Origin of the sequence: Campylobacter sp. 107 (assembly GCF_002383835.1) — a bacterium.
GTDB lineage: Bacteria > Campylobacterota > Campylobacteria > Campylobacterales > Campylobacteraceae > Campylobacter_D > Campylobacter_D jejuni.
The window spans coordinates 82,343-96,770 of sequence record NZ_NXBA01000020.1; the positions used below are offsets into that span (position 1 = coordinate 82,343).

At 30.2% G+C, this 14,428-nt stretch carries 16 protein-coding genes; 4 read left to right on the plus strand and 12 right to left on the minus strand.

Annotated elements, in window-relative coordinates; all coding sequences use genetic code 11:
- Positions 1-107: 107 nt before the first annotated feature.
- The 12 genes from mrdA to BGS40_RS02890 form a co-directional block, all read right to left on the minus strand.
- On the minus strand, positions 108-1,913 hold the full coding sequence (gene mrdA, locus BGS40_RS02835) for a penicillin-binding protein 2 (protein WP_057096045.1): 1,806 nt from the start codon (positions 1,911-1,913) through the stop codon (positions 108-110).
- The gene (locus tag BGS40_RS02840) at positions 1,914-2,408 is read right to left on the minus strand and encodes a hypothetical protein (RefSeq protein WP_087691773.1); all 495 of its coding nucleotides are present in this window, start codon (positions 2,406-2,408) and stop codon (positions 1,914-1,916) included.
- Positions 2,405-3,001, minus strand: coding sequence for a ribosome biogenesis GTP-binding protein YihA/YsxC (yihA, locus tag BGS40_RS02845; protein ID WP_002859990.1), 597 nt, complete (start codon positions 2,999-3,001; stop codon positions 2,405-2,407). Before yihA ends, BGS40_RS02840 begins: the two co-directional genes overlap by 4 nt.
- Positions 2,998-3,459, minus strand: coding sequence for an LptA/OstA family protein (locus BGS40_RS02850; RefSeq protein WP_002857019.1), 462 nt, complete (start codon positions 3,457-3,459; stop codon positions 2,998-3,000). The genes yihA and BGS40_RS02850 overlap by 4 nt, the downstream gene beginning before the upstream one ends.
- On the minus strand, positions 3,441-3,956 hold the full coding sequence (locus BGS40_RS02855; protein WP_002898565.1) for a hypothetical protein: 516 nt from the start codon (positions 3,954-3,956) through the stop codon (positions 3,441-3,443). Before BGS40_RS02855 ends, BGS40_RS02850 begins: the two co-directional genes overlap by 19 nt.
- Positions 3,947-4,435: an HAD-IIIA family hydrolase gene (locus BGS40_RS02860; protein ID WP_002872380.1), complete on the minus strand. Its 489-nt coding sequence runs from the start codon at positions 4,433-4,435 to the stop codon at positions 3,947-3,949. The genes BGS40_RS02855 and BGS40_RS02860 overlap by 10 nt, the downstream gene beginning before the upstream one ends.
- 5 nt (positions 4,436-4,440) lie before the next feature.
- Positions 4,441-5,271 carry a septal ring lytic transglycosylase RlpA family protein gene (locus BGS40_RS02865; RefSeq protein WP_032581036.1) on the minus strand — a complete coding sequence of 277 codons (831 nt, stop codon included), beginning with the start codon at positions 5,269-5,271 and terminating at the stop codon, positions 4,441-4,443.
- Positions 5,231-6,349 (minus strand): lytic transglycosylase domain-containing protein, encoded by a 1,119-nt coding sequence (locus tag BGS40_RS02870; protein ID WP_052782001.1) that lies wholly within the window; start codon positions 6,347-6,349, stop codon positions 5,231-5,233. The genes BGS40_RS02865 and BGS40_RS02870 overlap by 41 nt, the downstream gene beginning before the upstream one ends.
- Complete coding sequence (locus BGS40_RS02875) at positions 6,349-7,164, minus strand: TatD family hydrolase (protein ID WP_002873642.1); 816 nt, start codon at positions 7,162-7,164, stop codon at positions 6,349-6,351. The genes BGS40_RS02870 and BGS40_RS02875 overlap by 1 nt, the downstream gene beginning before the upstream one ends.
- Positions 7,155-8,399, minus strand: coding sequence for a bile resistance response regulator CbrR (gene cbrR / locus BGS40_RS02880; protein WP_096738348.1), 1,245 nt, complete (start codon positions 8,397-8,399; stop codon positions 7,155-7,157). Before cbrR ends, BGS40_RS02875 begins: the two co-directional genes overlap by 10 nt.
- A gap of 104 nt (positions 8,400-8,503) precedes the next feature.
- Complete coding sequence (locus BGS40_RS02885) at positions 8,504-10,027, minus strand: AAA family ATPase (RefSeq protein ID WP_052794063.1); 1,524 nt, start codon at positions 10,025-10,027, stop codon at positions 8,504-8,506.
- Positions 10,027-10,887, minus strand: a complete 861-nt coding sequence (locus tag BGS40_RS02890; protein WP_002859582.1) for an NAD(+) kinase — start codon at positions 10,885-10,887, stop codon at positions 10,027-10,029. The genes BGS40_RS02885 and BGS40_RS02890 overlap by 1 nt, the downstream gene beginning before the upstream one ends.
- 90 nt (positions 10,888-10,977) lie before the next feature.
- Here BGS40_RS02890 and aspS point away from each other — a divergent pair, with 90 nt between their 5' ends.
- Genes aspS through msrA form a run of 4 tightly spaced genes read left to right on the plus strand, consistent with a single transcriptional unit; the run spans position 10,978 to position 14,371 of the window.
- Entirely contained in the window at positions 10,978-12,729 is a 1,752-nt protein-coding gene (aspS, locus tag BGS40_RS02895; protein ID WP_058000807.1) for an aspartate--tRNA ligase, read from the plus strand.
- The gene (locus BGS40_RS02900) at positions 12,726-13,304 is read left to right on the plus strand and encodes an adenylate kinase (RefSeq protein WP_058000806.1); all 579 of its coding nucleotides are present in this window, start codon (positions 12,726-12,728) and stop codon (positions 13,302-13,304) included. The genes aspS and BGS40_RS02900 overlap by 4 nt, the downstream gene beginning before the upstream one ends.
- A gap of 9 nt (positions 13,305-13,313) precedes the next feature.
- Entirely contained in the window at positions 13,314-13,832 is a 519-nt protein-coding gene (gene ppa / locus BGS40_RS02905; protein WP_002871349.1) for an inorganic diphosphatase, read from the plus strand.
- A 41-nt stretch (positions 13,833-13,873) separates the two neighbouring features.
- The gene (msrA, locus tag BGS40_RS02910) at positions 13,874-14,371 is read left to right on the plus strand and encodes a peptide-methionine (S)-S-oxide reductase MsrA (protein WP_087691776.1); all 498 of its coding nucleotides are present in this window, start codon (positions 13,874-13,876) and stop codon (positions 14,369-14,371) included.
- The last annotated feature ends 57 nt before the right edge of the window (positions 14,372-14,428 follow it).

Here is a 14,428-nt window from a genome sequence, read left to right on the forward strand (position 1 = left end):
ATATAGATAAATTTTCCTTGTATTAAACTTATAATTTATTTAATACAAGGTTTTTAAACCAAATGCTAAAAAAGTTTTTTTTGCAAAACTCAATTTACAACTAAAAATTATTTAAAATATCCAAGTTCAATCATTTTTTGATAAATTTTAGCTACAGTTGCCCCTGAAGTAATATTTCTCCCACCATGCTCCAAAAGAACGGTAACTACATATTTTGGCTTAGAATAAGGAGCATAAGAAGTAAGCCACGCATGAGATCTAGTATAATACTCAAATTGTTTTTCATCGACCCTATTTTTATCTGTTTGTGAAAATCCCACAACCTGAGCGGTTCCTGTTTTTGCTGCAACTTTCACATCAAGATTATGCAAATAACGATAAGAGGTTCCTCCTTGCTCATTGGCAACGGCATACATTGCATCTCTTATATAAGGCAATTGACTCTTTTCAAATAAAGTAAAAATTTCTTTTTTATTTTCATCCATTTGATTTTCTATAGTTGTATTATTATTTTCTATGCTTTTTAAAAAATGAGGTATAACCTCTCCACCTTTTGCGATTTGAGCCGTATATCTAGCAATTTGCATAGGTGTTGCAAGAAAATTACCTTGACCTATAGCTGTATTTAAAGTATCACCTTGAAACCAAGATTGTCTATATCTTTGCATCTTCCATTTTTTGCTTGGTAAAGTTCCTACAAATTCACTAGGTAAATCTACCCCTGTTTTCACTCCAAAGCCAATGCGAGATAAAGTTTCACTTATTTGATCGATTCCAACTTGCAAACTGCCATTATAAAAATAAACATCACAACTATATTTTATCGCATGTTTTAAATCCACAGGTCCATGACCCGATCGATTCCAACATCTAAAAAACCTGCCTCCAAGCTCAATGCTTCCATTGCAAACATATTGAGTCGACTGGCTAATATTTTTAGAATTTAAAAAAGAAAGCCCTACTCCCATTTTTACAACAGAACCTGGAGGATAATATCCATTTATAAGTTTATTTGTAAAAGGATGATCAAGACTATTTGAAAGCTCATCCCAATCCTTAAAAGAAATCCCTGTTACAAAAGGATTAAGATCATATTCAGGGAAACTCCCTGCAGCTAAAATAGATCCATCATTTACATTCATAATTATAGCAGCCCCAGCATTCCCTTCAAACAATGAAGTTAAATAAGACTGAAGCTCTATATCTATCGTAAGTTCTATATCATTAGACTTAGCAGGAGTGTAAGTAAGCTGTTCTACTTCTTGATTTAAGGCATTAACCTTATAAACCCTAGTTCCTTTTTCTCCTTGTAAAATATCATTATAATAGCGTTCTATACCGCTTTTTCCCGTATAGTTAGAAAGTTTTGCTATTTCATTTTCTTGAACATCTTGCAAATTTGCCTTACCTACATACCCAATAATATGCGAAGCCAATTTTCCAAAAGGATATTTTCTTTTTACAACAGGATCTATTTTTATTGTTTTATTAAGATTTAACTCTGAATAATGCGGAATAATCTCATCGTAGGGTATAAAATCTACAACTTTAATAAAATCTTGATTATAGTAAGAATCATTTCTCTTATAAATTTCTGCTAATTTACTAGCATTTAAATCGGGGAATAAATTTATAAGTTCAGATAATTCTTTATCTAAAATTCCTTTATTTGACTTTTTAATACTTAAATAAGGTTTAATAGAAATACTAAAACCCAAATCATTAATAGCCAATAAAGTTCCATTTCTATCTGTAATTTGACCCCTAACAGGTGGTAAAAATTCAGTTTTTATGGCATTTTGTTTAGCAAGCTCTTCATAATATACATTTGATTTTATACTCAAATAATACACACGACTTAATAAAAATATAAAAAACAATAGTATAAATCCAACAACTAGACGCATTCTCATTTAAATTTTACCTTTAAAAAACACATAAGCTAAACAACATTCTATAAAAACTGAAACAATATACGCCCATCCTAAAATTTTAATTTTTTCATCTCCAATATAAGACAATATCATATCCAAAAACAAAATAATGCCGTAAGCACAAAGCACAAAAACAACAGGGATAAATTTACCAATTTTTAAATTTGTCTTAATCCAATCTGCACAAAGATAATAAAAAATAAAAAATGCCAACCAAGATGAAAAAATAAAAAAATTATAAGTTATATCAGTAAAAAATAAAAAAAATAAAGAAAAATACCATCTAAAATCAAACTTTGAAAAAGTTCTCTCTCTCTCTTCTAATAAGCAAAACATATAACAGAAAAAAATCCCATAAAGTAACGGGGTATATACAAAAGTCGAACCAAGAATCTGATAAATTAGAAAAAAAAATCCTAAAAAGACATAAGCTCCATTAAATTTTGCTTTATAAGCACTTAAATTTCTTCTCATTTATCAAGACCTAAAGTTTGATTGATAATAATATCTTCTAAAGAATCAAGGCCAAATTTATTCAAATTTGAAACTAAAATAGAGTCTTTAAATTCATTTTTTAACTTAGCTTTTTCACTTTGATTTAATTTATCGCATTTGGTAAAAACTTTTAAAATTTTTTGATCAGGTCGTAAAAATCTTTTCAAATAGTCGTTTAAATTTACATCGATCTCTAAATGAGTATGTCTTGAGTCGATTAAATGTATAAATAACTTTATCGAGGTTCTTAATTTTAAAAATTCATCTAAGTTTTGATTCCATATTTCTTTTAAATTTTTAGAAACCTTTGCATAACCAAACCCTGGTAAATCGATAAAATTGATATTAAATTTTTCTTCATTTCTTTTGCAAGCTACTTCGAAAAAATTTATAAGCTGAGTTTTTCCAGGAGTTGCCGAACTTTTGGCTAAATTTTTTTGTTTACACAAAGAATTGATTAAAGAACTTTTTCCGACATTGGAACGCCCCAAAAATGCTACTTCACTAAAATTTGAGCTCAAATTCTCATCAAATTTCACTAAAGAAGTGATAAATTTAGCACTAATTATCATTTGTCTTTAAGGTCAAATACAAAACGAGCAGGTTTTTGATCCTTGCTCTCTACTCGATAAATATTAGCTTTTCTATCGACTATTATTTTATCACCAAAAAGTTTTTGATTGCTTCCAAGCTCATTTATATAAGCATGACCATTAATCTCGTAAGTATCTTTAATAACATTATAAATAAATTTATCTCCACTACCTTTATAAGTTTTACCTTTTAAAACAATCTTAAAGCTAGCATTTTGCATTGCTTCATAACGAATAGGTTTGCGATTTTTATCCGTATAAATAATCAATTTTTCAGAATTTAAAATATCATCACCCCTAATTACTTCTACATTTCCACTAAGAATACTTTCACCCTTATTTTCATCTGAGTAAAAATTTAAAGCTTTTACTTCAATTTGAGTTGCCCAAGTTACACTTACACAAGCCAACAATAAAATTATTTGTCTTGCAACCACGCACTTACTCCTTGGATATTTAAAATTTTATTTTTTATATCATAGTTTAAAGTATTTCCGTTAATAATACTTCCATTGATCAGAGCTTTAAAATTAGTATTTGTGTGTAAAATTTTATCCTTAGGTTGGTATTCTACCTCTTGAGAAATAATTTTGACATTATTAGAACCTATATAAGTAACATTTCCTTCAAACAAAACCTTGCTCATATCTTTATTGAAAAACTCTAAACGATTCGCACTAAGATTAAAATCTAAATTTAAAGTAATAAAGTCATTAAATTCATCTCTATCTGCATATCTCACCCAAGAATTTGCCTTATAATATGCCTTAATTGTACTAGCATTACTCTCATAAGCTTTCAAATTTTTAGCCTCAATATTTTTAAAATTTAAAGCATTAGTTTGCAAATTCAAAGAATACGGATCTTGCAGACTTAAAATCGTAAAAGTAATTGTAAAAAGAGCAATTAAAATTCCAAAAATTTTTATAGCCAAAGCTTATTCCATTCTTCTTTTAGATGATTTTTTTCTACTAAAATTTCTATCATCTGTGCTACAGCAGCCTTACCACCTTTTTTGCTAAGCACTATGTCTACATTTAAATCTTTATGACCATCTTTTGGCTTAAAACTAAGTCCTACACTTTCAAGTAAAGCCTTATCGTTAAAATAATCCCCAATAGCCGCACACTGAGAAAAATCTAAATTAAGTTTTTGTAAAATTTCTTTTGCACAAGCTAACTTATCTTTGATACCTTGATATAAAATTTCTATTTTTAAATCTTTAGCTCTTTTTTCAACACAAGGACAATTTCTACCTGTAATAATAGCAATTTTTTTACCAAGCTTTAGCCAAGCCTCGATAGCCGCTCCATCTTTTACATCAAATTCTTTAATAAATTCTCCATTAGAAGTATAAATAATTTTTCCATCAGTTAAACAGCCATCTACATCCAAAAAAATCAATTCTGTCATAATTTCTATTCTCTTACAACAAATGCACCTGCAAATGCACCACTTGCAGCAAAATCCCTTGCTTCATCTTCACTTCTAAAGCCTGTTAAGAAAACGCGATTTAACCCATCCACTGAGCTTGTGCGTATAGTAGAGCTATAAGTTCTATAAGTTTTATATCTTGCTGCTATCGTTTGTGCTCCAGCTGGGTTTTTAAAGGCTCCAATTTGAACCATAAAATTTCCACCTTCATAAATTTGTCCATTATTTGCAATCTCTCCACTATTTCCATAGTTTACATTAGAATGTACAATATTATTACCCGAATTACTTGATCCAAACCCTATAACCTCAAGCCTTACTGGAGCTGTTCCTGAAGCAATCATATCAATTTGACTAGCAGCTCCTTTTGATAAATCTATAATACGATTATTTACAAAAGGACCCCTATCATTCACACGAACGGTAACTTGACGATTGTTATTTAGATTGGTTACTTTTAAGATGGTATTCATAGGTAAAGTTTTATGAGCCGCGGTTAAAGCATTTTGATTATAGGTTTCGCCATTAGAGGTTTTCTTGCCGTGAAAGCCTGGTCCATACCAACTCGCAATACCATCAGCAGTTTCGCCTACTGCTACAACAGTAGGATAATAAGTTTTACCGTTGATAGTATAAGGCTTCATCGTTCCTTTAGTCCCTGATGAAGAACTAGGACTGCTTTTAAAATCGTTTGAAGGATAATACACTTGAGCATTATCCAAGCTAGAAAAAAAACTAGTGCCTAAACAACCACTAAAAAATAAAGCCCCTAGACTAACGGCTGACAACTTTAGTGTAATTGTTTTTATTTGCATTTTTATTCTCCTTGATTGGTATAATTAATTTTTGATTAATGCTAAGATGATTTTTTGCTATTTTATTAAATTCTCGAATTTCATCAACACTTATATTATAATTTTTTGCTATTTTATATAAAGAGTCACCAGACTTAACGGTATAAATTCTTGTCATAGGTATAGTTGTATCAACCTTCGCAAGTTTTTCTGCTTTAAAATTTTTATCAAAAAATGCTACTTTATTAAGTGGTATATACATATAATACCCTTTACCAGGAGGCGTAAAATTATGTTTAAATTGTGGATTATATTTCTTAAAAGTTGCAAGATCCATATTTAAATTTTTAGCTATTTCTTTTAAAGATGCAGAAGAAGGGACATCAACTTTTGCAAATTCATTGCTTAAAGCATAATTCATTAAAGACGCATCTTTATCTAGTAAAAAATCCCTATCATTGGCTAAAAAAGCAAGCGTTAAAATCTTTCTTATAAAATTTCTAGTTTCTAAAGAAAGATATTTCTTATCTGGGTTCAATAAAACACTTAAATCATCACTTCCTGCTTGCTTGATAGCTTGTCTTAGTTTGCCATTTCCGCAATTATAAGCTAAAAGTGCTAAATACCATTTGCCAAATTCTTCTTTTAACTCTTTTAAATAATTTGTAGCAGCATAAGTTGACTTGACCGGATCACGCCTTTCATCAACATAAGCATCGATTCTTAAACCCAAATTTCTAGCTGTTGGTTGCATAAATTGCCAAACCCCTACAGCCTTGGCATTAGAAACGCTATGAGTTTTCAAGCCTGATTCAACCATAGCTAGATACAAAATCTCATCAGGAACTTCCTGCTGGGCTAAAATTTTTCTTATCATAGGAGTAACTTTTGAAAAATTTTGCATACTATCTATTAAAGTTTGAGCGTGTTTTGATTTTATATCTTGTTGAGTTTGTACAAAAATCAAATCACTGATAAAACTTGGATTAATATCTAAATTTCTTAAAACATTCATTTGTCTTTCATAAAATTCAGGAGTATTAATTTGTGCAAAAAGAAAATTAAAACATATTAAAAAACACAATAAAATTTTTTTCATTAAAAACCTTTAAAAAATAATTTTTCAGAATTATTAAAACAAATTTCTAGAAGCTCTTTTCTTGATAAATTCAATACTTCACACATTTTATTTGCTACCAATTGAGTTAATAAAGGTTCATTTCTTTTACCACGATAAGGCTCTGGAGTAAGATATGGAGCATCAGTTTCAAGCAACAATCTATCTTTTGGAATTTTAGGTAAAATTTCAACTAATTTCTTAGCATTTTTAAAAGTTAAAACTCCCCCAATGCCAAAATAAAATCCCTCTTCAAAAAGAGTTAATAAATGCTCGCTTGCATTAAAGCAGTGTAAAACTCCTCCTGCAAGATCCTTAGAATACCCATGTAAAATCTCATAGGTATCATGATTTGCTTCTCTTGAGTGGATGATAACAGGTTTTTTAAATTCAATAGCAAGTTCAAGTTGCGCGGTAAAAATCTTTTTTTGATTTTCTTTTTCTTTTTGAATTTCTTCAGCAAGATCACTTTTAAAACGGAAATAATCAAGCCCACATTCACCTACAGCTATACATTTTTCATCGCATAAATACTGCCTTAAAATTTTCTCATCATAATTATCAATTTCATAAGGATGCACCCCTACTGCAAAAAAAATATTTTTATATTTATGAGCAATTGTAGCTGCATAAGGCAAGTCTTTTATATCAGCACCAGGTATAATGATTTTCTCTATACCATTTTTAAAAGCACGATTTAAAGTTTCATCTAAATCATCTTTAAATGCTTCACTGTCTAGATGGCAATGCGTATCAACAATCCTTAAACCATCTTGAAAATCAAGATTTAAGAACATACTTCAACTCTATCCTTGCCGTTATCTTTTGCTTGAGACAATATTTTGCTTGCTTTATCAACCAAAGAATCAATCTTATCTCCACTTTTTCCAAAAACCGCGCCTATAGAAGCTGTAAAAAAGACTTCATCTAAATTAACTAAAACACCAGCCTTTTTTATATTTACTCGTATGCGAGAAAAGATTTTAATCGCTCTTTCTTGAGATATATTTTTAAGCAAAATACAAATTTTTTCTGCACTATATCTACCTACAAGATCTCTTCCTTTAGTTTCATTGACTATTTCATTGGCACAGATTTTAATTACTTCATCACCAACTTCACGGCCGTATTCATCGTTAATCATTTGAAGATTATCTATATCTAAGAAAGCAAAAGCAAATTCCTCGTCTTTTGTTGCTATTTCGTTAAAATAATCATCTATTCCATCGATTAAAGCATTATAATTTTTAACCCCAGATACAAGATCTAAAACATTATAAGTGCTTAAAATTTTTTTATCATCCATGTAAGATAAACAACGATCTAAGCGACAATTAAAACTTTCTTTGCTTAAAGGCTTAAACAAATACTCATTAACTCCATTTTTAAAAGAATTCGCTTCAAATGAATCATTATGATCCCCCAAAAGAATCACACCTAATTCATCATCACTAAAACGTTCTCTTACTTGAGTCAAAAGCTCAAAACCGCTAATTACTGGCATATTGACATCTGCTATAATAAGCTTAACATCATTATTATCATTTAAATAACTCATTGCTTCTTCACCATGAGCCGCAGCTAAAACATTAAATTGTCTTTGAGTAAGTATTTTTTTAATTTCATTACGTTCAGGTAGCTTGCTCATAGCTACAATCACTTTAGTTTTTGCATATTGATTAAGTTTTACAATAGAACTAATAATCTCATCAATGCAAGTTTCACTTTCTTTAAAAATATAATCTAATATATCTTTATCCATAAATTTTTCTTTAGTAGCCTTATCACCACTAGCCGTAAGAACAATAGCAGGAATTTTCTTTTCTATAACATAATCCACAACTTCACCATTTGGGGCATCTGGCAAGCATAAATCCACAAAAGCTAAAAAATAATCATTATTCATTAACTCCTTAGCTTCAGCAAAACCAAAAGCAATATCTACCTCATAATCTAAAGTCATTTGAATTTTTTTAGCCAAAAGTTTGCCGAGCATTTTATTGTCATCAATAATTAAAATTTTCTTATTCATAGTGTGTAAAATACCTTTATATCTAAAATTTTTTATTATATTTGTTTCAAAAGAAAGGAAATTTTATAGTTATATATTTTAACATAGCAAAATAAAAAATCCGCTTAATTCTTAAATAAGGTCTTAGCAAATTCGATCGCTTCATCACTAACAAGCTCTCCACTTACCATCCTAGCAAGTTCTTTAATTCTTTCTTCTTGATCAAGCTTTTTTACCTTACTTTCTTCACCATTTTTTTCAACTAAAAAATGATTATGTGCCTTAGAGGAAAGTTGAGGCAAATGAGAAATAGCAAAAATTTGATAAAACTTAGAAAGTTCCTCTAAAACCTTAGCTATACTCATAGCCTCTTTTCCGCTTAAATTTGCATCAATTTCATCTAAAAATAATATCCCTTTGCCCGCATTTAAAATATTACATTCTGTGGCTATAAAAGCAAGTCTTAAGCGATTTAATTCACCCGAACTTAAATTTTTTAAATTAGCTAAATTAATATCTAGCCTTATCTCATCTTTGCCTAAAATTGAAATTTTTTCATTTTCTTTAAGCGTCAAACTTGCATCTTTCATATAAAGATCTTTAAGATAATTATTTAAACATTTTTCTAATTTTTTAAGGTTTTTCTTTCTTGTTTGAGTTAAAATTTGTGCTTTTTCTTCTAATTTTTGTTTTAATTCTTGAATTTTTTTTTCAAGTTCTTTTTTTTCAAAACTTAAATTTTCATAATGCTCTAGCTCATATTTTTTTTGTTTTAAAACTTCTAAAGCATTTTCTATGCTTTCATAACGCTTGATAAGATAGGATAAATTTTCAATGCGATCTAAAAGCGCCTCCACATCAAAATCCAAATCTTCCATTTTTTGATTTTCGCAAATCACACGCAATTCATTTAAACATTCACTAAAAAAACTCGCATCAACTTCGCTTAAATTTAAAGCTTCAATAACAACTTTTTCAAGCTCAAAAATACGCTCTGCCTTACTCCAAGCTTCTTCTAATTTATCTTTTTTAGAAAGCTTTTTTTTAAGTATTAAAAGCTCTTCATACTCACCTATTTTAGGATTAATGCTTGAAATTTTTTCAATTTGCGCTCTAGCTAGTTCTTTTAATTCTTCTACTTTTTTTTCTTCTTCTAAAATTGCATTAAGCTCATTAGAAATTTGACTATAAGCATTAAAATCTTTTTTAAAATCTTCTAAAAAGGAAACAAAATTTGTATTTTCTTGCATCTCCAAGGCATCTAAGAGATTTAAAAATTTTTCATTTCCAAATTCGTTATTTTCCTTTGCGCTTAAATACTTAATAAAAGTTTTACTTAAATTTTGCAAACTTTTTTTCGCTATGCTTTGATTGTTAATAAAATATTTTGTGTTTTTTTCTTTTAAGAGCTTAAAAACATTCTCCTCTTCACTTTCTATACCAAAACTTTCTAAATCCAACTTATCATCTACTTCTATTTCGACAATTTTAGCCTCACTTTCACTCAAAGAAAATGCGGATAAAATTCCTTTAAACAAGACCGATTTTCCAGCTCCACTTAGGCCTGTAAAAACGGTAAGCCCTTTAGAAATTTCAAGCTCAGCCTTTTTAAAACCAAGATTTTCTTTCATAAAAATTCTATTTATCATCAATTTCCCCAGTGTAATTTTTCTTTTAAAATTTGAAAATAATCCCTATTTTTTGGGTGAATTAAAGCCACATTTTTATCACTTAAACCCACTTTTATACTTTTAAAATCATTCATTTTATAATTTTCTTGCCCATCAATGCAAAGCATGCAATCCTTTGCCATAATCTCTATTTCAAAACCTTTTGGCAAGACAATAGGGCGTTGTGTTAAAGAATGAGAACAAACAGGAGTTAAGATAAAAGCTTGAGCTAAAGTATAAACTATGGGTCCATTTGCACTTAAATTATAAGCTGTTGAACCCGCAGGAGTTGCAACAATAAGCCCATCTCCAAAATATTCATTAAATTTCTTTTCTTTTCTAAAAACTTCTATATGAGCCATAGAAGCTTGATTGTTTTTACTGATAACCACATCATTAAAAGCCAATTTTTCTAAAATTTTTCCTTGCCTATCTTCTAAAAAAATACTTAACAAATAAGGCTTTTCTATTCTAAATTCTCCTTGAAAAAAAGCTTGAAAAAAATTTTCAGCTTCATCAACTTTAAAATCTGTTAAAAAACCTAAATGTCCAGCATGAATTCCTAAAACTGCTTTATCATATTCACAAGCTTTACGGCATAAAGAAATCAAAGTTCCATCTCCACCTAAAGAAATAACAAAATCGGATATTTTAAACAAATCATCCAATCCATACTTTGGCAAATCTAAAATTTCAGAACTTTCTTTAAGCAATATAAGTTCAACTTTATATATAGATAAAATCGATTGAAGTTTTAAAATTTCCTTATCTAAACTCACATTGGGTCGCGTAACAAGTCCAATTTTTTTAATATTTTTATAATCTATTTTATTTTGCATAAAAAATTATATCAAATCTTAGCAAAGCAAAAGAATAAAAATACTATAATTTTGCCCATTATCTTAAAAAATCTTTTTCAAGGAATAAATTTGCGAAGTCATTATAATACAGACTTGGGAATTTCCCATGTTGGTCAAAGCGTTAAACTTTGCGGTTGGGTAAATAGCTACCGCGATCATGGTGGAGTTATTTTTATAGATTTAAGAGATAGAAGCGGTATTATCCAACTTGTTTGCGATCCAAATGATAGTAAAGAAGCTCATGAAATCGCTTCCAATGCAAGAAATGAATTTGTACTTATTACAGAAGGTACTATTCGTCCGCGTGGCGAAGGACTTGTAAATCCTAAGTTAAAAACAGGAGAAATCGAAGTAGTTGTTTCTAAACTTACCATAGAAAATGAAAGTGCCGTACCTCCTTTTGCTATCGCTGATGAAAGTGTAAATGAAGAATTACGCTTAAAATATCGCTTTTTAGATTTAAGAAATCCTAAACTTTATGAAAATTTTGCCTTGCGTTCTAAAGCTTGTATAGCAGCTAGAAATTCTTTGGCAAATATGGGATTTTTAGAAGTTGAAACCCCTATCCTTACCAAAGCTACTCCCGAAGGCGCAAGAGATTATCTCGTGCCTTCTCGTGTGCATCAGGGTGAATTTTATGCTCTTCCACAAAGCCCTCAGCTTTTCAAACAACTTTTAATGTGTAGCGGTTTTGATCGTTATTTTCAAATTGCAAAATGTTTTAGAGATGAAGATTTAAGAGCTGATCGCCAACCTGAATTCACACAAATTGATGTTGAAATGAGCTTTTGCGAACAAAAAGATGTGATCAAGGTAGCTGAAACTTTTTTAAAAGATATTTTCAAAGCTTGTGGCAAAGAAATTCAAACCCCTTTTAGACAAATGCAATACAAAGACGCTATGGAAAATTATGGCTCTGATAAGCCGGATTTAAGGTTTGATCTTAAATTTATTGATGTGATTGATATTTTCGCTAAGTCAAATAATGAAATTTTTGCAAATATTGCCAAAGATACAAAGAAAAATCGCATCAAAGCCATACGCGTTCCAAAAGGCGATACTATTTTTTCAAAAAGACAAATGCAAAGATTTGAAGAATTTGTGCGTAAATTTGGCGCCCAAGGCTTAGCTTTCATACAAGTTAAAGAAGATGGGCTTAAAGGTCCACTTTGTAAATTCTTTAGCGAAGAAGATTTAAATGAGCTAAGCAAACGCTGTGAGCTTGAAGTAGGAGATGTGGTATTTTTCGGTGCAGGAGCTAAAAAAACCGTGCTTGATTATATGGGAAGATTTAGAATTTTCTTAGCCAACGAGTTAAAACTTATAGATCCAAATACCTTGGAATTCTTATGGGTTGTTGATTTTCCTATGTTTGAGCAAAATGATGACGGAAGTTATTCTGCGATGCACCATCCTTTTACCATGCCAAAAAATATTGATGAGACTGATTTAGAAGAAATTTCATCTATTGCTTATGATGTAGTGTTAAATGGCGTTGAGCTAGGTGGAGGTAGTATAAGAATCCATAAAAATGATATTCAACAAAAAGTATTTAAACTTTTAAATATCGATGAAGAACAACAAAAAGAAAAATTTGGCTTCTTGCTTGATGCTTTAAGTTTTGGTGCTCCACCACATGGAGGTATCGCTATAGGACTTGATAGACTCATCATGCTAGTTACAGGAGCAAACAACATAAGAGAGGTTATAGCCTTTCCAAAAACCCAAAGAGCGCAATGCTTAATGACAGATGCACCATCGCCTGCTAGCAATGAAGCAATGAGAGAATTAGGAATCAAATTAAGGGAGAATATAAAATGAAAGAATTGTTTTTAATCATAGGTGCACCAGGTAGTGGAAAAACTACCGATGCTAGTTTAATCGCACAAGCAGATGCGACAAATATTACACACTATTCAACAGGAGATCTTTTAAGAGCTGAAGTAGCAAGTGGGAGCGAGCTTGGAAAAACTATAGATAGTTTTATCTCCAAAGGTAATCTTGTTCCTTTAGATGTTGTTATAAATACTATAGTTTGTGCTCTAAAAGCTGCTCCAACTGAAACTATCATCATCGATGGCTATCCAAGAAGCGTAGAGCAAATGATGGAATTTGATAAGGTTTTAAGTGAGCAAAATGAAATTTGTCTTAAAGGCGTCATAGAAGTAAGAGTAAGCGAAGAAGTTGCCAAAGAAAGAGTTTTAGGCAGAAATCGTGGCGCAGATGATAATGAAGAAGTGTTTTACAATAGAATGAAAGTTTATACAGAACCTTTAAATGAAATTTTAGATTTTTATCAAAAGAAAAAACTTCATTTTATTATCGATGGAGAGCGCGCTATCGAACCTATCGTTGCAGACATGAAAGAACTGATTAAAAAAATTCAAAGTATATAAGGAGAAAAAATGGATTTAAGCAAAATCAAAATCGGAGATATTCCAAATAAAATCAATGCCGTAATTGAAATTCCATATGGCTCAAACATAAAATACGAAATCGATAAAGATAGCGGTGCTATCATGGTAGATCGCGTTATGGCTAGCGCGATGTTTTACCCAGCAAACTATGGTTTTATTGCTAATACTTTGGCTGATGATGGTGATCCTGTGGATATTTTAGTGCTTAATGAATATCCTATCCAAGCTGGAGCTGTGATTCCTTGCCGCTTAATCGGTGTTTTAATCATGGAAGATGAAAGTGGAATGGACGAAAAACTTCTTGCAGTTCCAAATTCAAAAATAGATGCGAGATATGATAATATAAAAACTTATACAGACTTACCACAGGCAACTTTGAATAAAATCAAAAACTTCTTTGAAACTTATAAAATTTTAGAACCAAATAAATGGGTTAAAGTGCAAGACTTCAAAGATGAAAAAGCCGCAATTGAAATTTTAGAAAAAGCAATCAAAAACTATAAATAAGCTTAGCCCTTTCAAAGGGCTAAGCTTAAGGAAAACTCGCAATGAAAAATATCATTTTAGGTGGTGGTTGTTTTTGGTGTATTGAAGCCGTATTTGAACGTCTAAAAGGTGTAATCAATACTGAAGTTGGATATAGCGGAGGAAAACCAAATCCTAGCTATGAAAGCGTATGTAATGGTGATGGTAACATAGAAGTTGTCAAAATAAATTACGATGAAAAACAAATCTCTCTTCTTGAAATCCTAATACTCTTTTTTAAAATTCATGATCCAACAAGTATAGATAAACAAGGTGAAGATATTGGCACACAATATCGCTCAATAATATTTTACGAAAATGAAGAAGATAAAATTTTAGCTCAAAATTTCATTGAAGAACAGCAAAAAATATTTAGTAAAAAAATAGTTACTAAAATTTCAAGATTGCAAACTTACTATAAAGCTGAAAACTATCATCAACATTATTTTATAAATAATCCCGATCAAGGATATTGTCAAGCTGTAATAGCTCCAAAACTGCAAAAAATACAATCAGGCTAATTTCATCTTTTTAAGGTTAAAAAAAATTCAACTTTATTCACAGCCTTTTCACGCTGT

Excerpts from the sequence above, each read along its gene's own strand:
- mrdA (WP_057096045.1), bottom strand. The coding sequence starts at position 1,913 with ATGAGAATGCGTCTAGTTGTTGGATTTATACTATTGTTTTTTATATTT.
- BGS40_RS02840 (WP_087691773.1), bottom strand. The coding sequence starts at position 2,408 with ATGAGAAGAAATTTAAGTGCTTATAAAGCAAAATTTAATGGAGCTTAT.
- yihA (WP_002859990.1), bottom strand. The coding sequence starts at position 3,001 with ATGATAATTAGTGCTAAATTTATCACTTCTTTAGTGAAATTTGATGAG.
- BGS40_RS02860 (WP_002872380.1), bottom strand. The coding sequence starts at position 4,435 with ATGACAGAATTGATTTTTTTGGATGTAGATGGCTGTTTAACTGATGGA.
- BGS40_RS02865 (WP_032581036.1), bottom strand. The coding sequence starts at position 5,271 with ATGCAAATAAAAACAATTACACTAAAGTTGTCAGCCGTTAGTCTAGGG.
- BGS40_RS02870 (WP_052782001.1), bottom strand. The coding sequence starts at position 6,349 with ATGAAAAAAATTTTATTGTGTTTTTTAATATGTTTTAATTTTCTTTTT.
- BGS40_RS02875 (WP_002873642.1), bottom strand. The coding sequence starts at position 7,164 with ATGTTCTTAAATCTTGATTTTCAAGATGGTTTAAGGATTGTTGATACG.
- cbrR (WP_096738348.1), bottom strand. The coding sequence starts at position 8,399 with ATGAATAAGAAAATTTTAATTATTGATGACAATAAAATGCTCGGCAAA.
- BGS40_RS02885 (WP_052794063.1), bottom strand. The coding sequence starts at position 10,027 with ATGATAAATAGAATTTTTATGAAAGAAAATCTTGGTTTTAAAAAGGCT.
- BGS40_RS02890 (WP_002859582.1), bottom strand. The coding sequence starts at position 10,887 with ATGCAAAATAAAATAGATTATAAAAATATTAAAAAAATTGGACTTGTT.
- BGS40_RS02900 (WP_058000806.1), top strand. The coding sequence starts at position 12,726 with ATGAAAGAATTGTTTTTAATCATAGGTGCACCAGGTAGTGGAAAAACT.
- ppa (WP_002871349.1), top strand. The coding sequence starts at position 13,314 with ATGGATTTAAGCAAAATCAAAATCGGAGATATTCCAAATAAAATCAAT.
- msrA (WP_087691776.1), top strand. The coding sequence starts at position 13,874 with ATGAAAAATATCATTTTAGGTGGTGGTTGTTTTTGGTGTATTGAAGCC.